This window comes from Sphingomonas paucimobilis NBRC 13935, from assembly GCF_000739895.2.
In the GTDB taxonomy this organism is placed as follows: Bacteria; Pseudomonadota; Alphaproteobacteria; order Sphingomonadales; family Sphingomonadaceae; genus Sphingomonas; species Sphingomonas paucimobilis.
The window spans coordinates 92171-113363 of record NZ_BBJS01000036.1; the positions used below are offsets into that span (position 1 = coordinate 92171).

Below are 21193 nucleotides of genomic sequence, written 5' to 3' on the forward strand. Positions count from 1 at the left end.
GTCAGTCGCTGGCCGTCGAGGCGGGCGTCTTGCGCTTGGGCGCCTCGAACGTGGCCCAATCGCCGTCCCCGCCGGGGCGGGGCGGCGGACCGGCGATGCCGTCATCCTCATGGGCTTTGCCGAGGCGCGCGCGGTGGAGATGGACCTTGGCGATCATATTGGCCGAGATCGGCGCGGTGATGAACAAGAACAGCGAGATCAGCAGCTCATGCGCGGTCCAGATGCCGAGCCGCGTCTGAAAATAGACGACGGAGGCGAGGAGCAGCGCCCCCAGCCCCAGGGTCGTCGCCTTGGTCGGTCCGTGAAGCCGCTCCATGGTCGATGGCAGGCGCACCAGCCCCCAGCTGCCGATGAGCGCGAAGCCGCCCCCGAGGATCAGCAGGACGGTGATGGCGATGTCGGCGATGACGCTCATTCGACGATGTCCCCGCGCAGGATGAACTTGCAATAGGCGATGGTGCTCACGAACCCGACCATCGCCAGCAGCAGCGCGGCCTCGAAATAGGTGTCGTTGCCGCCGATCATGCCGATCAGGATGATCAGCGCGATGGCGTTGATGACCATGGTGTCGAGCGCGACGATGCGGTCGCCCAGCGTCGGCCCGCGCAACAACCGCCATACGTTCAGCGCCAGGGCGAGCGCGATGCAGCCCGACGCGATGTGAAGGGCGACCTCGATCATGCGAAAATCCGTTGCAGGCGGGCTTCGTAGCGCGACTTGATGCGGGCGATCTCCGCCGCCTCGTCCGCGACGTCGAGCGCGTGGACGAGGAGAAAACGGCCATCCGCCGAGACGTCGGACGAGACGGTGCCCGGCGTCAGGCTGATCGTGCCCGCCAGCATGGTGATCGCTTCCGGGGTCGTCAGCGCGATCGGCACGACCAGCCAGCGCGCGCGCAGGTCGCGGTTGCGCCGGAACAGGATCAGCCTGGCGACCTCGAAATTGGCGACGACGATGTCGACCAGCACGATCGCCAGATATCCTAGAAATGCGCGGCGGAAGCGCATGCGCGGGCGATCGGGCCAGAAGGGCTGGGTGAATTTGGGCAGGATCAGAGCGAAGATGCCGCCCAGCACGATGCCGCCGACCGTGATGTGGTTCGCCATCAACAGCCAGACGATCAGCAGCATCGCCGACAGCGCCGGATGGGGCAGGACGCGCTTCATCGCCCGCCCCCCAGGATCGCGCTGACATAGCGGCCGGGGTCCATGACCTGCGCGGCGGTGGCGCGGGTCTGCTCCGTGACCCAACCGGCGCCGATGGTCAGCAGGGCGAGCATCGCCAGGAGCATGATCGGCGCGACGAACTCGGCGCGCGACCGGGCCGTGCCGGTGATCGCGACGGTCTCCGGAGGCGCGGCCTTCCAGAACAGCGAGGAGCCGCTGCGCGAAAAGCCGACCACGCCGATCAGTGTGGTGACGAGGATCGTCGCCCAGATCGCCTGCCACCCCGGCAGCGCGAAGCTGGCGTCCAGGATCAGCAGCTTGCCGACGAAGCCCGCCAGCGGCGGCAACCCGACAGCGGCGATCGCGGCGGTGAGATAGAGCAGCCCGGCGACATCCTGCCCGGCGAAGCGCGGGCTGGGTACGATGCTGTCGGCATAGGGGCCGCGACGCCGCATCGTCACATCGGCGACCAGGAACAGCGCCGCGCCCGCCAAGGTCGCCTGCACCATGTAATAGAGCGCGGCCGCCAGCGTCGCCTCGCGCCATAGCGACACCGCCATCAGCAGCGTGCCGGTGGACGCCAGCACCGCAAAGGCCGCCTGTTCGCGCATCCCGCGCGTGGTCAGCACGCCGACAAAGCCGATCACCGCCCCCAGGATCGCGGCGGGCAGCAAATAGGGTGCCGGTACCCAGGCCGCGGCCCCCGCCTGCGCACCGAAGATCAGCGGCACGGTGCGGATCATCGCATAGACGCCGACCTTGGTCATGATCGCGAACAAGGCGGCGACGACGGGCATGGTGGCGCCGTAGGTGCGCGGCAGCCAGAGATGGATCGGCACCACCGCCGCCTTCAGCGCGAACACCGCCATCAGCAGCAGCCCGGCGATGCGCAGCAGCCCTTGATCCTCCCGCGCCAGCGCCGCGACCCTGACGGCCAGGTCCGCCATGTTGAGCGTACCCGTCAGCCCATAGAGCAGCCCGAGCGACATCAGGAACAGCGCCGATCCGACGATATTGACCACGACATAGGCCACGCCCGCCTTCAGTCGCAGCGCGCCCTGCCCGTGCAGCATCAGGCCGTAGGAGGCGATCAGCAGCACCTCAAAGAACACGAACAGGTTGAACAGGTCGCCGGTCAGGAACGCGCCGTTCAGGCCCATGAGCTGGAAATGGAACAGCGGATGGAAATGCCAGCCGCGCTTGTCCGCCCCGGTGATGACGGCGTGGAGCAGCACGGTGACGGCCAGCACCGCCGCCAGCACCAGCATCGTCGCCGCCAGCCGGTCGAGCATCAGGACGATGCCGAACGGCGCGCGCCACGCGCCCAGCGCATAGCTGCGGATCGCATCGTCCTGCGCACGGACGAACAGCGCGACGGCCGCCGCCAGCATCGCGATGCCGCCACCCAGCGACAGCCCCAGCGCCACGGGGCGATGGCGTCGCATCAGCAACATCGTCACGGGCGCGATCACCGCGGGTATGATGATCGGCGCGATGACGAGGTGGTCGGGAAGCGTCATGCCGCGTCCTCCTCGTCCGGCGCAACGCGGCCATCGACCTGATCCGATCCGGTTTCGAGGAAGCTGCGCAAGCTCAGGATCACGGTCATCGCGGTCATGCCGAAGGTGATGACGATCGCGGTCAGCACCAGCGCCTGGGGTAGCGGATCGGCATGCAGCGCCACGCCCTTGGCGTAAAGCGGCGGGCGATCGACCACCAACCGGCCGATCGCGAACAGGAACAGATTGACCGCATAGGACAAGAGGGTGAGCCCCAGCACAACCTGAAAGGTCCGTCCGCGCAGGGCCAGATAGATGCCGCCGGCAACCAGCATGGCGATAGCGGAGGCGACCAGGAATTCCAGGCTCATGCCCTGCCCTCCCCTTCATATTTGGCGGCGCGCTGCGCGATATGGGCGAGCTGCGCCAGCGCCATCAGTACCGCGCCGACGACGACGCAGGCGACGCCCAGATCGAACAGCATCGCGGTGGCCAGCTCGAACTCGCCGATCAGCGGCAGATGGACATGGCCATAGCTGCTCGTCAGGAAGGGCGCACCGAACAGCAAGGCGCCAAGCCCCGTAGCGACTGCGATCAGCACGCCGAACCCGATCAGCTGATGCTCGCCGAACTTGCGCCGCGCATCCGTCCAGTCGAAGCCGGAGGCGAGATATTGCAGCAGGATGGCAATGGAGAAGACCAAGGCGGCGATGAACCCGCCACCCGGCTGGTTGTGCCCGCGCAGGAAGATGTACATCCCGACCAGCAGCGCGAGCGGTAGCAACAGGCGCGTCGCCATGACGAACATCATGGGATGACGCTCGGGCGAGAAGCGGTCCTGCGACCGCCATGCGCGCAGCCGCTGGCCGGCCACACCGGTCGCAGCAGGTTCGAGCAGCGCGTAGATCGCAAGCCCCGCGATGCCCAGCACGGTGATCTCACCCAATGTATCGAAGGCGCGGAAATCGACCAGGATGACGTTGACGACATTGGTGCCGCCCCCGCCCGAATAGCTGTTCTCCCAGTGGAAGCGCGAAATGCCCTCGCGCACCGGCCGCGTCATGATCGCCCAGGCGAGCCAGCCGGTGCCGAGCCCGCCCAGCGCCGCGATCGCGGCGTCGCGCACCCGCCTCGGCACGGTCGACAGGCGCGGCGGCTGGCCGGGTAGCAGGTGCAGCGCCAGCAGCATCAGCAGGATCGTCACCACCTCGACCGCGATCTGGGTCAGCGCGAGATCGGGCGCGGACAAATGGATGAAGGCCAGCGCCATGACGAGGCCGATGACGCTGATGAAGATCAGCGCGAGATAGCGGTGACGATCGACCGCCAGCACCGCCAGCGTCGCGACGATCAGCGCGGCCCAGGCGATGACCGCGACCGGCGATGCGGGCGTGGTGGCGGCCGAACCGGCGATGATCCCGAACCGCAAGGCCGCATCCAGGCCCAGCGCCAGTGCGACAACGAACAGCATAACCAGATAACGCTGCAACGACGCGACATGCAGCCATTCGGACGCGGTGCGCAGGCCATGGACGATCGCCGTCATGCTCCGGTCGAAAAGGGCCTTTGCGTCGGGCAGCGGCAGCCGGGCGACCATCCGCTCCGCCGTGGCATGGCGCCACAGCAGCAGCAGCGCAACGGCCACCGCGCCCAGGCTCATCATCAACGCCGGATTGATCCCATGCCACAGCGAGAGATGCAGGTCCGGCGTCGCGCCTCCCGTCACCGCCGCACTGGCCGCCGCGACCAGCGACCCTGCGAGCGTCATGGGCCACAGCCCGAGCGCGAGCGCGATCGCCGCCAGAATGGCGGGCGGCCCGAGCAGGATGGCGCCGGGATCATGCGGCGCGGCGACCTCGCCGGTGCGACGCTTGCCGAAATGCAGCGCCACGGCATAGCGTAGCGAATAGGCCGCTGACAGCATCGCCGCGATCGTCGCCAGCACCGGCACCAGCAAGGCCTGTGCGGCAAAGCTGGTATGCGCGCTTTGCTCCAGCATCATCTCCTTGGAGATGAACCCGCCCAGCGGCGGCAGCCCCGCCATGGCGGCCGCGGCCAGCACACCGAGCGTTGCGGTCAACGGCATGATCGCCGCCAGCCCGCCCAGCCGCCGGATGTCGCGTGTGCCCGTCTCGTGATCGACGATCCCGGCATGCATGAACAGCGCTGCCTTGAACGCGGCATGGTTGAGGATGTGGAAGATCGCCGCCGTCGCCGCCGCCCCCGTCCCGAAGCCGAGCAGCATGACCATCAACCCCAATTGGCTGATCGTCGAATAGGCGAGGATCGCCTTCAGGTCGTGCCGGAACAGCGCGACGCCGGCACCGAACAACATGGTCAGCAACCCGACCGGCGCGACGATGCCGAACCACAGGTTGGTTCCCGCCAGGACCGGCCAGAGCCGCGCGAGCAGGAACACCCCCGCCTTCACCATCGTCGCCGAATGGAGATAGGCGCTGACCGGCGTCGGCGCGGCCATGGCATGCGGCAGCCAGAAGTGAAACGGGAACTGCGCCGACTTGGTGAACGCGCCTGCCAGGATCAGGAGCAGGATCGCCGGGTACAGGGGGGAGAGCTGAACCAACTCGGCCCGAGCCAGGATCGTTGCGAGGTCATAGCTGCCTGCCGCCTTGCCCAGCAGGACCATGCCCGCGATCAGCGCCAGGCCGCCGCCGCCGGTGATGGTCAAGGCCATCCGCGCCCCCTGCCGCGCCTCCGCCTGGTCGCGCCAGAAGCCGATAAGCAGGAAGGAGGCGAGGCTGGTCATCTCCCAGAACACCAGCATCAACAATATGTTACTGGATAAGGCGATGCCCACCATCGCCCCCTGGAAGAGCATCAGGAAGGACAGGAACCGCGCGGTCGGCTCGCTCTTCGCCAGATAACCCTGCGCATAGATGACGACGAGTAATCCGATCCCCAGGATCAGCCCGGCAAACAGCAACGCCAGCGGGTCGAGCCACAGGCTGAAGTCCAGGCCGAGCGTGGGCAACCACGCAATCCTGATCGTCGCCGTTCGTCCCGATAGCACGGTGCTCGCCTGCGATAACAAAATGGCCAACCCGCCGGCGCTGGCACCCGCTGCGATCAGCATATGGACGCCACGCGACGCCCGCCGCATCGTCATGATTAAGACGACCGCGATGAACGGCAAAAATATCAGGGCCAGCAGAAGCACCCGCATTTCCCCCTTACGCGACTAGCCGGATTGCAGTCCGATGGCAGCACACTCGACATTTGTCGGTGAGCGCCACGCTTGCCCAACACATGGCAGAAGTGCGTGGTTCAATCTGACCGGGTGACACCGTGACCGGGAGGCAAATGGCAGTGGACACAAAGATCTGCAGGGGCAAGGCAATGCTCCAGGCAACAGGATTCCCCGTTGGCGGCCCGACCAACGTTAGAACCTGTCCGCATCAGCATTTTGCGAACACCCAGAGCCGGTATTGCACGATGCCCAACGGATCGACAACCCTGCCTACACGGCTCATCGATCGGACATACCCTGCTTCGGATCAGCCCTGGAGGCAGCAAGACGCCAGCGTTTCGACTGGATCAGAACGTCATCGTCGATTTATGCGAACCCGAACCCGGTCTGGTCACCCATTGTCCCGAGCGCTGGCCGCTCGACATGTTATGGAACTCGGCCGGGACCGATCATGACATCGCACGCGCCTAGTGCTGCACGGCAGCGCTGAATGGAATCGTGAGACAGCTCGAATTGAACGCTCCAGCGTGCAGCCCAGGCCGACACGCGCCCGCATGCCATCCGCATTTGGAAAGCAGATAGATCTCAGAATCACGCAACGCACGCTTCGCCAGTGTTCACGTCTGGCCGCAGAGAACCAAATTGAAAGTGGGCATGAATATGGGCACGAGATCTTCGATTTAGATTTTATCCTGTAAAATCAACGAAATCTGGCGGAGCGGGAGGGATTCGAACCCTCGATACGGTTTTGCCGTATACTCACTTTCCAGGCGAGCGCCTTCGACCACTCGGCCACCGCTCCGCATGAGTCCATGCCTGGAACACGCGCCCCTAATGCGCTTCTCGGCCTCGCGCAAGCGATTGCGTGGGGCGGTCGGCTGGGGCACTCTCATGCCCCATGACGATCGCGCTTCTGCTCGCCGCGCTTCTGGCGCAGGCTTCGCCCGCCCCCGCTCCTGCCGTGCAAGCTGGCGATCCGCTGCCCGGCGACTGGATCGCGGTGCCCGATGACGAAGTGCTGATCTTCACCCTGTCGAACGGGAAGTCGGTGACGATGCGGCTCGCGGCGGCACAGGCGCCGGTGCATGTCGCTAATATCCGCGCGCTGGCGCGGGCGCATTGGTGGGATGCGGGGACCAGCGTCTATCGCGTGCAGGAAAATTATGTCGCGCAATGGGGCGATGCGACCGAGAAGAAGCCGCTGCCGCCCGGCATCGTCGCCAATCCGCCGGCGGAATATGTCCGCGCCGGCAACAGCGCCGTCGCGCGGTTGAGCAAGCCCGATCCCTATGCCGCCTGGGCGGGCTATAGCCGCGACGGCTGGCCGCTGGCGGGTGACGCGCAGTCCGAGTGGGTGCCGCATTGCTATGGCATGGTCGGCGTCGCACGCGACCTGGCGCCCAGCACGGGGACGGGTGCGGAACTCTATACGATCATCGGCCAGTCGCCGCGCGCGCTGGACCGCAATATCGCGGTGGTGGGCCGGGTGATCGACGGAATGGAAACGCTGTCCACCCTGCCGCGCGGGACGGGCGATCTCGGCTTCTACAAGGAGGAGGGGCAGCGGCTCCCCATCGTGTCGGCGCGGCTGGCGAGCGAAATACCCGCCGCCCAGCGCCCGCATTATCAGTATCGCGAGACAGTGTCGCCGCGCTTCGCCGCCTGGATCAAGGGGCGGGAGAATCGGCGGAACGACTTCTTCACCGTGCCGGCGGGGGGTGTGGATATTTGCGCGGCGCTTCCGCCGGTTCGGAAGGCCCCCTGAGCTAAGGTCTGGGCGTGGCCTTCGACTTCGCTCAGGCTGAACGGAGCGAGGGAATAACCATTCTACTTGGCAACCGCCGTTCAGCCTGAGCGCAGTCGAAGGCCATGGGAAAACGGGGGCCGCCGGTCCAGCGGCCCCGCTCCCATCACGCCGCCGCTTTCTTCCCTGGCTCGATCCGGTTGGCGACGAGGTGGTCGACCACCGCCGGATCGGCCAGCGTCGAAGTATCACCCAGCGCATCGACCTGATTCTCGGCGATCTTGCGCAGAATGCGGCGCATGATCTTGCCCGAGCGGGTCTTGGGAAGTGCCGGCGCGAATTGCAACGCGTCGGGGGTGGCGATCGGCCCGATCTCGCGACGGACCCATTGGACCAGTTCGGCGCGCAACGCCTCGTCATCCTCGACACCCGCATTCAACGTGACGAAGGCGTAGATGCCCTGGCCTTTCACATCGTGCGGCATCCCCACCACGGCGGCCTCGGCGACCTTGGCATGGGCGACCAGCGCGGACTCGACCTCGGCGGTGCCCATGCGATGACCCGACACGTTGATGACGTCGTCGACCCGGCCTGTGATCCAGTAGTAGCCATCCTCGTCGCGGCGGCATCCGTCGCCGGTGAAATACTTGCCGGGATAGGTGGTGAAATAGGTCTGGAAGAAGCGCTCATGATCGCCCCATACCGTGCGCATCTGCCCGGGCCAGCTATCGGCGATGACGAGATTGCCTTCGACCGCGCCGTCCAGCACCTTGCCCTCGGCATCGACGATCTGCGGCAACACGCCGGGTAGCGGCTTGGTGGCCGAGCCGGCCTTGAGCGGTACCGCACCGGGAATTGGCGCGATCATATGGCCGCCCGTCTCGGTCTGCCACCAGGTGTCGACGATCGGGCAGCGTTCCTCGCCCACCACGCGGTAGAACCATTCCCACGCTTCCGGATTGATCGGCTCGCCCACCGAACCCAGCACGCGAAGCGAGGAGCGGTCGGTCTTGGTCACCCAGTCATCGCCCTCGCGCATCAGAGCGCGCAGCGCGGTCGGCGCGGCATAGAAGGTCGCGACCTTATATTTGTCGACGATCTGCCAGAAGCGGCTGTGATCGGGATAGTTGGGCACACCCTCATACATCAGGGTCGTCGCGCCATTGGCGAGCGCGCCATAGACGACATAGCTGTGCCCGGTAACCCAGCCGACATCGGCCGCGCACCAGAAGACCTCGCCCTCCCGGTAATCGAACACATGCTGGTGGGTATAGGACGCCCAGAGCAGATAGCCGCCACTGGTGTGGAGCACGCCCTTGGGCTTGCCGGTCGACCCGCTGGTGTAGAGGATGAACAGCGGGTCCTCCGCCCCCATCGGCTCAGGCGGGCAGTCGGCGGCGGCGGCGGCGACCAGATCGCCATACCATTGGTCGCGCCCCTCCTTCATGGTGACGTCGGTGCCGCTATGGCGGACGACGACGACATGATCGACCGCAACGCCGTCATGCTCCAGCGCCGCGTCGACATTGGCCTTGAGCGGCACCGCCTTGCCCCCGCGGCAACCGCCATCCGCCGTGATGACGATACGCGAATCGCAATCGATGATGCGGTTGGCCAGGCTCTCGGGGGAGAAGCCGCCGAAGACGATTGAATGGATCGCGCCGATCCGCGCACAGGCCAGCATCGCGAACGCCGCTTCCGGGATCATCGGCAGATAGATGGTCACCTGGTCGCCCTTGGCGACGCCCAGCCCCTTCAGCGCATTGGCCAGGCGCGAGACCTGCTCGTGCAGTTCGCGATAGGTGATACGGCGATCGGTGCCCGGCGCATCGCCCTCCCACAGGATCGCGACCTGATCGGCACGGGTCGCCAGGTGCCGGTCGATGCAATTGGCCGCGACGTTCAACTGGCCATCGGCGAACCAGTGGATGCGAAAATCCGCCTCGTCGAAACTCGTGTCCTTGACCGTGGTGAAGGGCACGATCCAGTCGAGCCGCTGCGCCTGTTCGCGCCAATAGCCATCGGGATCGCGCTTCGCGGCGTCATAGGCGCGGGCATAGCCCTCGGCATCCATCGACGCGCTATCGGCCCAGTCCGGAACGGGGTGAACATGTGCGGTCATGCGTGACTCTCCTATTCTTTGTCGGGACCTGTACCAGTCCAACATGGCAGAGGCTTAACGGCTCCGTGACAAAGTGCGACACGGGGGCAGGCCGGATGGGGCGACCCAAAACGTCATGGCCATGGCGACCGATCATCATAATGACGGGGTGCTATCGCCAAGACGAGGCCAGCGTCCATACGATATTTCCACCCATTCAGAGCAAGATACCGGCCAGTCCCTCTATTCCTCCCGCCAAAGCAACGCTACATCGTCACCGGCGCCGGGTTTCGAGGGGAGACGAACCGAGCATGATCGCGACTGCCCACTATCCTGCCGACATCCCCGCCGGCTTTGCCGCTGTTCTGGCGCGCAGCGGCGAGATGGGGCGGTTGATCGCGGGATTCGACTGGTCCGCGACCCCGCTCGGCCCGATCGCGTCCTGGCCGCAAAGCCGGATGACCGCGATCGGCATCGCCTTGTCCTCCTCCATCCCGATGGCGACGATCTGGGGGCCGGAAGGCATTCTGATCTACAATGCCGGCTATGGCGAATTTTCGGGCACCCGGCATCCGGCCATTCTGGGCCAGCGGTTGCTCGACGCCTGGCCGGAAGCGCGCGCGTTCAACGAACAGGTGCTGTTGTCCGCGCTGAATGGCCACAGCCTCGCCTATCGCGACCAGGCAATGATGCTGGAGCATCGGGGGGCCCGCGAACAGCATTGGCTGGACCTGGACTATACGCCGATCGCGGACGAACAGGGGCGGCCGGCAGGTGTGCTGGCGACGGTGATCGACAGCAGCGCGCGGATGCGCGACCGGCAGGAGCGCGAGATCGCCCTGGCCGCCGCGCGCGAGAGCGAGGCGCGGTTCCGCAACGTCGCCGACCATGCACCGATCATCATGTGGGTGACCCGCGCCGATGGCCGCTGCGTCTATATCAACCGCGCCTGGACCACCCAGACCGGGCTCGACATCGAGCAGGCGCTGGATTTCCACTGGTTCAAGGCGGTCCATGCCGACGACCGCGCCATGGCCGAGAATGCCTTCCGCGCCGCAACCCGCGACCAGATGGCGTTCAACCTGGAGTTTCGCTTGCGCCACCGCGACGGCGGCTATCACTGGGCGACCGTCACCGCCATTCCCCGGATCGACGACGGCGCCTATCTGGGCATGGTCGGGTCGGTGTTCGATATTGACGAACGCCGCCGGGCGGAGGCGACGCTCCGCGACGTCAACGCCGTGCTGGAACGCCGCGTCGCCGAGGCGCTGGCCGAGCGCAAGCTGTTCGCCGACATCATCGATTCGACCGGGACGATGGTGCAGGTGCTGGGCTTCGACCATTGCTATCTGGCGATCAACCGCGCTGCGGCGGACGATTTCGAGCGGATCTTCGGCCTGCGCCCGCATATCGGCCAGCACAAGGGCGATGCGATGGGGACGCGGCCCGAAATCCTGTCGGTGATGCGCGATTATTGGACCCGCGCACTGGCGGGCGAGGATTTCTCCGTCATCCAGGCACTGACCGATCAGGCGGGCGAGCGGCGGCATTATGAACTGCGCTTCAGCCCGCTGATCGCCGCCGACGGCACGCCGATCGGCGCCTATCAGTTCGCCACCGACGTCTCCGAACGGCTGGCCGCGCAGGAAAAGCTGGCCGACATGGAGGCCCAGCTCCGCCAGAGCCAGAAGATGGAGGCGGTGGGCCAACTGACCGGCGGCATCGCGCATGACTTCAACAATCTGCTTCAGGTCGTGGTCGGCAATCTGGAGATGCTCGACCGGTTGCTGCCGACCGAGGAGCATCCCCGCGCGCGGCGGGCCGCGACCAACGCCATGACCGGCGCCAAGCGCGCCGCGACGCTGACCCAGCGGCTGCTCGCCTTTTCGCGCCGCCAGCCGCTGGCGCCGCAATCGGTCGATGTGGCGCGGCTGGTCGACGGGCTGTCCGATCTGCTGACCCGGACGCTGGGCGAACAGGTGACGCTGGATATCCACGCCGTCCCCGGCCTGTGGTTGGCCGAGGCCGATCCCAACCAGTTGGAAAGCGCGATCCTGAACCTGGCGGTCAATGCGCGCGATGCGATGCCGCATGGCGGCACCCTGTCGATCACCATGCGCAACGCCCGGCTGGATGGCCATGCGACGATGGTCGCCGGGCCGGTGCCCCATCCCACCAATCCGGGCGATTATGTCGCGATCGATGTCAGCGACACCGGTATCGGCATGGATCGCGCGACGCTGGGCCGCGTGTTCGAGCCCTTCTTCACCACCAAGGAGGTCGGCAAGGGCACCGGCCTGGGCCTGTCGATGGTCTACGGCTTCGCCAAACAGTCGGGCGGCCAGGTGCAGATCGAATCGAAGCCCGGCCAGGGCACCTGCGTCTCGCTGCTCCTGCCGCGTTTCGAGGGCGCGGTGGAGACGGTCGTCGAGCCCCCCGCCGACCCCGGCGGCGCGGTCCATGGATCGGAGACGATTCAGGTGGTCGAGGACGATGCCGATGTCCGCGCCTATTCGACCGAGGCGCTGCGCGAACTGGGCTATGACGTGCTGGAGGCCGATGACGGCGCTTCGGCGCTCGCGCTGCTGGAAGCGCCGGAGGCGTCGCGCATCGCGCTGCTGTTTTCCGACGTGGTGCTGCCCGGCGGGATGACCGGCGCCGACCTCGCCTCCGCCGCGCGCGCGCTGCATCCCGACCTCAAGGTGCTGTTCACCACCGGCTATGCGCGCGACGTGATCGTCCATGGCGGGCGGCTGGATGCGGGCGTCGCGCTGATCACCAAGCCGTTCGACTTTGCCGACCTGGCCGCGCGCATTCGGGCTATACTGGACAGTTGAGGACTTCGACGGGCACGAAGGTGATCGCCGGTTCGTCCACCAGCGCCTCGGGGCCCCGGATGCCGCCGCCCGCCCGCTTGACGGCATAGGACCGCGCATCGGCCTGTTGGATCAGCGCCTCCAGGCTGACGTCGGGCAATTGCCCGACCGCATAGCCCAGGCTCAGCCCGACCGAGACGGGTTCCGCCTGCCCCACGTCGCAGGGGCGGGTCAGTTGGTCATGGATGCGCCTGGCCAGGCACCAGGCGGCGGCTTCGTCGCCCAGTTGCACCATGACGAATTCGTCCCCACCGATGCGGGCGGCGATCGTGTCGTCACGGATGCTGGACTGGATGCGGGCGGCCAGCAGCGCCAGCAACCGGTCGCCCGCCAGATGACCGAACCGGTCATTGACCCCCTTGAACCCGTCAAGGTCGAAGGCATGGACGACGACCGGCTGACGAACGCCCGAGGCCAGCGCCTCGAACGCCTCGCGCAGCGCGAGCCGGTTCAGAAGGCCGGTCAGCGGATCGCGCCGGGCCAGTTGCTCCAGTTCCAGCCGCAGCATCACCGCGCGCCGGGCCGTGTCATAGACGAAGGCGACGCTTTGCAGCCCGGCGGCGGCAAAGACCATCAGGATGAGGGCGATGAAGAGATGGTGTTCCCCCGACAGCATCTGCGCCAGCATATTGGGGACGATCAGGCATAGAATGGCGATGCCCGCAATATGCGGCCGGACGGATGCCCGCGCGATCAGCCCCCCGCTATAGCCAAAGGTGATGGCGATCGGCAGCAGATGAAGCACGGGATAGGGCAGTGCATAGACCGCGACCGAGAACAGACCGATCGACAGGCAGACGGCGACCGTCGTGACGAAGTGCACGAACTCGTGCCACCGTACCCGATCCAGCGCCGCGCCTCGATAAGCCGCGCGATGGTGACGGTGATGCAGGATGGTGACGATCTTCACGAAAGTCGTCGCCGTACAAAGGAGGCTTGCGGCAGTCGTCAAAGGATCGGGTCTGATCGACCAGACATAGGTGCCGGCCGCGGCCATCGTCGCGCATAGGATCGCCATCGGTACCACATTGTCGGCAAGGGCGTCGACAAGTTCCCGGTAAACGGGTTCCGGTTCCTCCTGTCGCAACACGGCTCCTCAACATCCCCCGCCGATCATTACCTATGTTTAGAGCGACCCAGTCAACAACTCTTTAAACGAGGCCCTGAGCTTCGAGTATTATCGCCGGATCGGACCCTTTAACCGATATGCGCGGCGACAAAATGCGCGTGTCGCAGCCACTTATCCGGCCCTTTTCCCCCGCCGCACCCGAGTCGACGGGTTGCGCGTTTCGTGCGCCGGGATGAAAGGGCAGGAATGGCGACGCGGTTTCGGCAATTTTGGAGCGAGGAGGAATGGTCCTTTGCTCCCCATGAGCGGCCGACCATCCCCGGCTCTCCCGGCAATTTCGACCATCCGCTGCGCCGCCGCTTCGCCTATGGCCTGATCGCGGTGCTGATCGGACTGACCGGTGGCCTGGGCAATGCCCTCGTGCAGGTGAACACCGTGCAGTTGCAAGGCGCGCTGGGGCTCGATCCGACCGAGATCGCATGGCTGCCGATCGCCTATGTGATGACCAACGCGTCGATCAACCTGCTGCTGATCAAGTTTCGCCAGCAATTCGGCCTGCGCCCCTTCGCGCTGCTGTTCGTCGGGCTCTATACGATCCTGGCCTTTGCGCATCTGTTCGTGCGCGATTTCGGTACGGCGATCGCGGTGCGTGCGGCTAGCGGCATGGCGGCGGCAGCCTTGTCGTCGCTCGGCCTCTATTACATGATGCAGGCGCTCCCCGCGAAATGGCGGCTGAAGGCGATCGTGCTGGGCATCGGCGTGCCGCAATGCGCGACACCGCTCGCCCGGCTCTTCTCCCCCGAACTGCTCGCCATGTCGCAGTGGCGTACGCTCTACATGTTCGAGTTCGGGCTGGCGGCGATCAGCCTGGCGGCGATCATCGCGCTGCGCCTGCCGCCGACCCAGCGATTGAAGGCGTTCGAGCCGCTCGATTTCCTGACCTTCGCGCTCTATGCGCCCGCGATCGGGCTATTTTGCGCGGTGCTGGGCCAGGGGCGGCTAGTGTGGTGGACGCAGGCCGCCTGGATCGGCTGGGCGCTGGTCATCGCCATCCCGCTGCTCGCCGCCGCGCTGTGGATCGAGCATCACCGCGCCAATCCGCTGCTCAACACGCGCTGGCTGGGATCGCTCGACATTGTCCGCTTCACCATCGTCACGCTGATGGCGCGGATCGTTCTGTCCGAACAGAATTTCGGCGCGGTCGGGCTGCTGACCACGTTGGGGCAGAATAACGATCAGTTCAGGACGCTGTTCACCATCGTCTTCATCGCCTCGGTCGCAGGCGTCGTCGCCAGTGCGGTGACGCTGGACGTGACGCGGCTGACCCACCCGATCATGTTCGCGATCGGGCTGGTCGCCATCGCCGCCTTTGCCGACAGCTTCTCGACGAACCTGACCCGTGCGCCGCAGCTTTATGCGACCCAGGCGCTGATCGCCTTTTCCACCACCTTCTTCCTCGGCCCGTCGCTGCTGTTCGGCATGACCCGCGCGCTGCAACAGGGGGCGGGGCATGTGATCAGCTTCATCGCGCTGTTCGGGATGCTCAATTCGGTCGGCAGCCTGGGCGGCACCGCGCTGCTCGGCACCTATCAGGTGATCCGCGAAAAGGCGCATAGCGCCGCCATCGTCCAGAATATCGACCCCACAGACCCACAGGTGACGCAGCGTATCCAGGCGGGCGGCGCGCGCGTGTCGGGAGTCGTGTCCGACCCCACGCTGGCCCGCGCCGAGGGCAGCGCGCTCCTGTCGCAGGCCGCCACGCGCGAGGCCAATATCCGCGCCTATAATGATGTCTTCCGCCTGGTCGCGGCCCTGGCGGCGGCCGTCACTATGTTCCTCGCGCTGCTGACCTGGCGGCGTACCCGGCGCGCCCGCGCCGCTGCCAAGGCCTGAGCCATGACCGACACCCGCTCGCCCGTCTCGCCCATCCCCATGACCGAACAAGCCGCCGCCGAAGTGGGCGCGCCGCCGACCAGCGCCGCGCCGGTTCCTCCGCCCGCCCCGCCACCCGCCGCCTCGGGCTGGCGCCCGCCCTCGGGAGGGTGGCGATCGCGCGCGCTGATCCTGTTGCTCGTGCTCGGCGGCGTCGCGGCGGTGCTGGCGGCATGGCGGCTGCCGCCCTTTTCGAGCGAGATCCAGTCGACCGACAATGCCTATGTCCGCGGCCGCACCACGGTGATCGCACCGCAGGTCAGCGGCTATGTCACCGCCGTCCTCGTCCGCGATTTCGAGACGGTGCGTGCGGGCCAGCCGCTGGTGCGCATCGATGACCGCATCTATCGCCAGCGCGTCGAGCAGGCGACCGCGCAGGTCGCGGCGCAGGAAGCGACACTGGCCAATAGCCGCCAGGCACAAGCCTCGCGCGCCGCCAGCCTGTCGGCGCAGGACGCCGCCGTCGCCAATGCCGAGGCGCAGTTGATGCGCGCCCAGGCCGACATGGCGCGCGTCAACGACCTCGTCACCGATGGATCGGTGTCGCTGCGCGAACGCGATCAGACTCTGGCCGCGCTGCGCCAGGCCCAGGCCGCCCTGCGCCAAGCCAAGGCCGCGCGTGAGATCGCGCAGCAGGATGTCCGCACCGTCGTCGTCGGACGCGGCGGACAGCAGGCGGGCGTATCGGGGGAGGAGGCCGCGCGGCGGCTGGCGCAGATCGATCTCGCCAACACCGTCGTCCGTGCGCCCGAAAATGGCCGCCTGTCCGAGGTCGGCGTGCGGCTGGGCCAATATGTCACCGCCGGCTCGCAACTGATGTTCCTGGTGCCGCCCGAAACCTGGGTCATCGCCAATTTCAAGGAAGCGCAGACCGCGCGCATGGCGGTGGGACAGCCGGCGAGCTTCACCGTCGACGGCCTCGCCAATGCGCGGCTGAAGGGCCATGTCGAGCGGATCTCGCCCGCCGCAGGGTCCGAATTCGCCGTGCTGAAATCCGATAACGCCACCGGCAATTTCACCAAGGTGCCGCAGCGCATCGCGGTGCGCATTCGCGTCGATCCGGGCCAGCCGCTTGCCGCCCGGCTGCGCCCCGGCATGTCGGTGCAGGCCAGCGTCGACACCGCCGGCGGGCCGACAGTGCGATGAGGCGCGTCGCCCTCCCCCTCGCCGCCGCACTGCTGCTCGCGGGCTGTATCGGTGCGCGGCCGCAGCGCCCGGCCGACAGCGCGGTCGTCGCGCCGCCTGCCTGGCGTACGACGCTGGGCCCCGGCAGCCCGATCGCGGCGCAATGGTGGCAGGCGTTCGGCGACCCGCAACTGACCGCGCTTGTGACGACGGCGCTCGCCAACAATCCCGATCTGGGCAGCGCCGCCGCGCGGGTGGAGGAGGCCCGTGCGCAGGAACGGCTGGCCCGCGCGCAACTGTCGCCCAATATCACCGCCGGCGTACCGCTGTCCGAGGCACGGACCGTCACCGCCTTCGGCACCGGTCTCGACGCGCTAGGCGCGCAGCCGGTGGTCCAGGCGAGCTATGATTTCGACCTGTTCGGCCGGCTGCGCAGCGCCCGCGCCGCCGCCCGCGCGCAGTTGCTGGCGACCGAGGCGGCGCGTGATACCGTCCGGCTGGCACTCGCGAGCGGGGTGGCGAGCGGCTATGTCACGCTCCGCGCGCTCGACCATCGGCTGCATATCGCCGAGGAAACGCTGGCGGCGCGGGCGGATGCCTTGCGCATCGCACGGCGGCGGGCCGAGACGGGCTATACCTCCAATCTCGAACTGCGGCAGGCGCAGGGGGAATATCGCTCCACCGAGCAACTGGTCGCCGCCGCGCAATTGGCAGTGACGCGGCAGGAGAATGCGCTGAGCGTCCTCATCGGCGGTACGCCGGGCCCGATCGCGCGGGGTCTGCCGATCGACCGGCTGATCCGCCCCGCCATTCCAGATGGCCTGCCCGCCGACCTGCTCCGCCGCCGGCCCGACCTGTTCCAGGCCGAACAGGCGCTGGTCGCTGCCGACCGCTCGCTCGACAGTGCGCGTGCGGCGATGCTGCCCAGCCTGGGACTGACCGGATCGGCGGGTATCGTCCTGTCGAGCGCGCTCAAGAACCCGCTGACCATATTCTCGATCGGCGGCAGCGTGCTCGCCCCGATCTTCGACGCCGGCCGCCTGCGCGCCCAGGCCGATGCCAGCGCGGCGCGGCGCGACCAGGCGGCCTATGCCTATCGCAAGGCGGCGTTGACCGCGTTCCGCGAGGTGGACGACAGCTTGGCCTCGGTCCGCCGCTCGGGCGAACAGGCGGTGGCGCTTGCCGGACAGCGTACCGCCCAGGCTTCGGCGCTGCGCATCGCCTCCAACCGCTACCGTGCAGGCTATTCCTCCTATCTGGAGCAGCTCGATGCGCAGCGCGGCCTGCTCAACGCCGAACTCGCGCTCGCCGAGGCGCAGGCCAATCAACTGACCGCCTATATCACCCTCTATCAGGCGATGGGCGGCGGCTGGTCGGACGAGGCTATCCGCGCCACCGCGCGCTGAGCCATGGCCACCCCAAAGGGAACGTGGGCCGTCCTGACGCGCTTGTGTCGGCAAACGTTTCCAACATGGGAGAATCGATATGGGCGTGAAAGCGATCTACAAGACCAAGGCGACGGCCACCGGCGGCCGCGATGGCGCGACACGGTCGGAGGATGGCTCGGTCGACGTCAAGCTAGTCGTCCCGAAGGAAATGGGCGGCCCCGGCGGCGAAGGCGCCAATCCGGAAAAGCTGTTCGCGGCCGGTTATTCGGCCTGTTTCCTGGGCGCGATGAAGGCCGTGTCGGGCAAGGAAGGCGTACGCGTGCCGCCGGATGCGACCGTCACCGCCGAAATCGGCTTCGGCCCGCGTGACGAGGGTGGCTATGGCATCACCGCCGATCTGACCGTCAACCTGCCCGGCGTCGACCGCGCCGATGCCGAGCGGCTGATGCGCGCCGCGCATGAGGTCTGCCCCTATTCCAATGCGACTCGCGGCAATGTCGATGTCGGCCTGACCGTCGCCTGAGCCGATCCGCACGCATGTGATACCCCAAGGCCCTTCGCCCGACCGGCGGAGGGCCTTGCCATTCCCAGGCAATATCCACGCATAAAGGAGCATCCATGACCCGCCCCGCCGGCACCGAATCCTTCGCGCTCAACCAGACGATGCTGCGCATCCGCGATCCCAAGCCGTCGCTCGCCTTTTATCAGGACGTGCTCGGCATGACGCTTCTTCAGAAGTTGGATTTCGAGGAGATGCGGTTTTCGCTCTACTTCCTCGCCTATCTGGCCGAGGGCGAATCGATTCCCGACGATCCCGCCGAGCGCGCCCATTTCATCTTCGACCGCGAGACCACGCTGGAACTGACCCACAATTGGGGCACCGAGTCGGACCCCGATTTCAAGGGCTATCATGACGGCAATGCCGATCCGCGCGGCTTTGGCCATATCGGCATCAGCGTCGCCGATGTCGGCGAGGCCTGTGCCCGGTTCGAGTCGCTGGGCGTATCCTTCAAGAAGCGGCCGCAGGACGGCAAGATGAAGGACATCGCCTTCATCACCGATCCTGACGGCTATTGGATCGAAATCCTGTCCGCAGCCGGCATGAAGGACAGCCTGCCGCCACGCTGATCGCACGCATCCTCCATCGGCATCGGCCGAAATTCTGCTCCGAAACCGGATGTTTACGGATTGGGGCCATACCGGACAGATCGGAGAGGAGGAGAGGGATTCGCAACCCTCTTTCCGACCTGGCAGCGAGGCTCCCACTCGCGGTCGATGGAGGATGCCATCATGATTACCTGGTTCGCCAAGACGGCACCAGTCCGCCTGAAATTTGACGTATTGACGGTCGCCTATGGAGGCTTGGCCGCCGCCGGCCTGGTCGCGACCATTATGGCCAATGGCGGGGTCGCGCCAACGCCCCCGCTCATCCTGTCGGCAGCCGTATTATTGGCCACGCTGGTGATTTCGCGGGTCAGTCGTTCACTGATTTGCAACCCCTATGTGGGCAGCGTAGAGGCCATGGAACAACTGGCCGCCGGCAATGTCGACAGGGATATCCCCTATACCGACTATCGCGACTGTATCGGTCGGATGGCGAAGGCCGTCTCCGTGTTCCGCGACAATGCCGTCGAGGTGCAGAAAGCCGCCCAGGCACAGCAGATCGTCGTGACCGCGCTGGGCAAGGGCCTGGGCGAGCTGGCCGATGGCAATCTCGACCAGTCGATCGATATCGCTTTCCCCGCCGAATATGAAAAGCTGCGCGCCGACTATAATCGCGCGGTGGACGCTTTGGCCGGCGCCATGGGCGCCGTCGTCCAATCGACCCACGGCATCAATACGGGTGCCAGCGACATCCGCCAGGCCTCGGACGACCTGTCGCAGCGCACCGAGCAACAGGCCGCGAGCCTGGAGGAAACCGCCGCGGCGATGGACGAGATCACCTCGACCGTCCGCCAGACCGCCGAGGGCGCCAACCGCGCCAACCGCGCGGTCGCCGATGCGCGGGTCGAGGCCGAACATTCGGGCGAGGTCGTGCGCCGCGCCGTCGATGCCATGGCCGGTATCGAGCGCGCTTCCAGCGAGATTTCCGAGATCATCAGCGTGATCGACGGCATCGCCTTCCAGACCAATCTGCTTGCGCTCAATGCGGGTGTCGAGGCGGCGCGTGCCGGCGATGCGGGCAAGGGTTTCGCCGTCGTCGCCTCCGAAGTGCGCGCGCTGGCCCAGCGCTCGGCGGACGCCGCCAAGGACGTCAAGTCGCGCATCCTTGCCAGTTCCGAACAGGTCGAATCGGGCGTCGGCCTGGTCAGCGAGACCGGCAAGGCGCTGGAGCGGATCATCGGCCGGATCACCGAGATCAGCACGCTGGTCGAGGATATCGCCAGCTCCGCCGAAAAGCAGGCCATCGGGCTGCAGGAGGTCAACACCGCCGTGTCCGCGATGGACGGCGTGACCCAGCAGAACGCCGCGATGGTCGAACAGGCGACCGCCGCCGCCCGCTCGCTGGCTGTCGAGGCCGATGGGCTGGCCCGCGAGATCGCCCGGTTCCGCATCGGCCAGACCAGCGCCGACCGCTTCGTCGCCCCGCGCCCCGCAGCGCAACCCGTCCACCAGTTGCAGCAGCGCGTCGCTGCCGCTGGCCGCCGCATCGCCCAGGCGTCGCGCCCCGCCCCCCAGTCGGCCGGCAACGCCGCATTGGCGGCGAGCGACGACGACTGGACCGAGTTCTGATCCCCGCCCCGCCCCCTGACCGGGGGCGGGGGTTCACCTTCCGCCGCTTCGCTTTGTCGACTGGAGTTTCGCCGTGACCGCTCTGTCCCTCGCCCCTGTGCTCGACACCACCGCCGCCGCGCCGCTGCGCCAGGCGCTGCTCGACCTGATCGCATCGGGCGATGCCATCGCGCTGGATGGCGGCCAGGTGACCCAGGCGGGCCAGGCCTGTCTCCAGGTTCTGGCCAGTGCCCAGGCGATGGCGGCGTCGATCCGCACCGATTTCGAGTTGCAGAATCCGTCCGAAGCCCTGGCTTCCATGATCACGCTGGCGGGCCTCGACCGCCTCGTCACCCCCGCCGCCTGAAAGGCC

The 21193-nt window shown here is 67.0% G+C and carries 16 protein-coding genes, 1 tRNA gene and 1 pseudogene; 9 read left to right on the forward strand and 9 right to left on the reverse strand.

Annotation, left to right across the window (positions count from 1 at the left end):
• Position 1 precedes the first annotated feature (1 nt).
• The 7 genes from SP6_RS12175 to SP6_RS12205 all read right to left on the reverse strand — a co-directional run bounded on the left by SP6_RS12175 (position 2) and on the right by SP6_RS12205 (position 6675).
• A complete protein-coding gene (locus SP6_RS12175; RefSeq protein WP_007404776.1) occupies positions 2-415 on the reverse strand; it encodes a Na+/H+ antiporter subunit G in 414 nt (137 codons plus the stop codon).
• Positions 412-681, reverse strand: coding sequence for a K+/H+ antiporter subunit F (locus SP6_RS12180; protein ID WP_007404851.1), 270 nt, complete (start codon positions 679-681; stop codon positions 412-414). Before SP6_RS12180 ends, SP6_RS12175 begins: the two co-directional genes overlap by 4 nt.
• Positions 678-1166 (reverse strand): Na+/H+ antiporter subunit E, encoded by a 489-nt coding sequence (locus SP6_RS12185; protein ID WP_007404790.1) that lies wholly within the window; start codon positions 1164-1166, stop codon positions 678-680. Before SP6_RS12185 ends, SP6_RS12180 begins: the two co-directional genes overlap by 4 nt.
• Positions 1163-2686: a monovalent cation/H+ antiporter subunit D gene (locus SP6_RS12190; protein ID WP_007404750.1), complete on the reverse strand. Its 1524-nt coding sequence runs from the start codon at positions 2684-2686 to the stop codon at positions 1163-1165. Before SP6_RS12190 ends, SP6_RS12185 begins: the two co-directional genes overlap by 4 nt.
• Positions 2683-3036: a Na+/H+ antiporter subunit C gene (locus tag SP6_RS12195; protein ID WP_007404720.1), complete on the reverse strand. Its 354-nt coding sequence runs from the start codon at positions 3034-3036 to the stop codon at positions 2683-2685. The genes SP6_RS12190 and SP6_RS12195 overlap by 4 nt, the downstream gene beginning before the upstream one ends.
• The gene (locus SP6_RS12200) at positions 3033-5849 is read right to left on the reverse strand and encodes a monovalent cation/H+ antiporter subunit A (protein WP_007404751.1); all 2817 of its coding nucleotides are present in this window, start codon (positions 5847-5849) and stop codon (positions 3033-3035) included. Before SP6_RS12200 ends, SP6_RS12195 begins: the two co-directional genes overlap by 4 nt.
• 735 nt (positions 5850-6584) lie before the next feature.
• Positions 6585-6675: transfer RNA gene (locus SP6_RS12205), tRNA-Ser, on the reverse strand.
• Between the two features lie 96 nt (positions 6676-6771).
• Between SP6_RS12205 and SP6_RS12210 the strand changes: the two genes are divergently transcribed.
• Entirely contained in the window at positions 6772-7638 is an 867-nt protein-coding gene (locus SP6_RS12210; protein WP_007404849.1) for a peptidylprolyl isomerase, read from the forward strand.
• Positions 7639-7783: 145 nt separating this feature from the next.
• On the opposite strand, the gene acs is transcribed toward SP6_RS12210, so the two are convergent.
• Entirely contained in the window at positions 7784-9739 is a 1956-nt protein-coding gene (gene acs, locus SP6_RS12215) for an acetate--CoA ligase (RefSeq protein ID WP_007404787.1), read from the reverse strand.
• A gap of 290 nt (positions 9740-10029) precedes the next feature.
• On the opposite strand from acs, the gene SP6_RS12220 reads away from it, so the two are divergent.
• On the forward strand, positions 10030-12555 hold the full coding sequence (locus SP6_RS12220; protein ID WP_053003293.1) for a PAS domain-containing hybrid sensor histidine kinase/response regulator family protein: 2526 nt from the start codon (positions 10030-10032) through the stop codon (positions 12553-12555).
• Here the strand turns inward: SP6_RS12220 and SP6_RS12225 are convergent.
• The gene (locus SP6_RS12225; protein ID WP_007404729.1) at positions 12539-13612 is read right to left on the reverse strand and encodes a GGDEF domain-containing protein; all 1074 of its coding nucleotides are present in this window, start codon (positions 13610-13612) and stop codon (positions 12539-12541) included. The genes SP6_RS12220 and SP6_RS12225 overlap by 17 nt on opposite strands.
• 297 nt (positions 13613-13909) lie before the next feature.
• Between SP6_RS12225 and SP6_RS12230 the strand changes: the two genes are divergently transcribed.
• From SP6_RS12230 to SP6_RS12260, 7 genes and pseudogenes are all read left to right on the forward strand, one after another.
• Positions 13910-15556 (forward strand): MFS transporter, encoded by a 1647-nt coding sequence (locus SP6_RS12230; protein ID WP_007404728.1) that lies wholly within the window; start codon positions 13910-13912, stop codon positions 15554-15556.
• Between the two features lie 3 nt (positions 15557-15559).
• Positions 15560-16741 (forward strand): HlyD family secretion protein, encoded by a 1182-nt coding sequence (locus SP6_RS12235; protein ID WP_042469105.1) that lies wholly within the window; start codon positions 15560-15562, stop codon positions 16739-16741.
• Positions 16738-18126, forward strand: coding sequence for an efflux transporter outer membrane subunit (locus SP6_RS12240; RefSeq protein WP_007404839.1), 1389 nt, complete (start codon positions 16738-16740; stop codon positions 18124-18126). The genes SP6_RS12235 and SP6_RS12240 overlap by 4 nt, the downstream gene beginning before the upstream one ends.
• Before the next feature lie 79 nt (positions 18127-18205).
• Positions 18206-18631, forward strand: a complete 426-nt coding sequence (locus tag SP6_RS12245) for an organic hydroperoxide resistance protein (protein WP_007404796.1) — start codon at positions 18206-18208, stop codon at positions 18629-18631.
• Between the two features lie 95 nt (positions 18632-18726).
• Entirely contained in the window at positions 18727-19236 is a 510-nt protein-coding gene (gloA, locus tag SP6_RS12250; RefSeq protein WP_007404772.1) for a lactoylglutathione lyase, read from the forward strand.
• Between the two features lie 162 nt (positions 19237-19398).
• A complete protein-coding gene (locus tag SP6_RS12255; RefSeq protein ID WP_037568420.1) occupies positions 19399-20841 on the forward strand; it encodes a methyl-accepting chemotaxis protein in 1443 nt (480 codons plus the stop codon).
• A 67-nt stretch (positions 20842-20908) separates the two neighbouring features.
• Positions 20909-21187: pseudogene (locus SP6_RS12260) on the forward strand (STAS domain-containing protein); the annotation flags it as partial.
• Positions 21188-21193 lie beyond the last annotated feature (6 nt).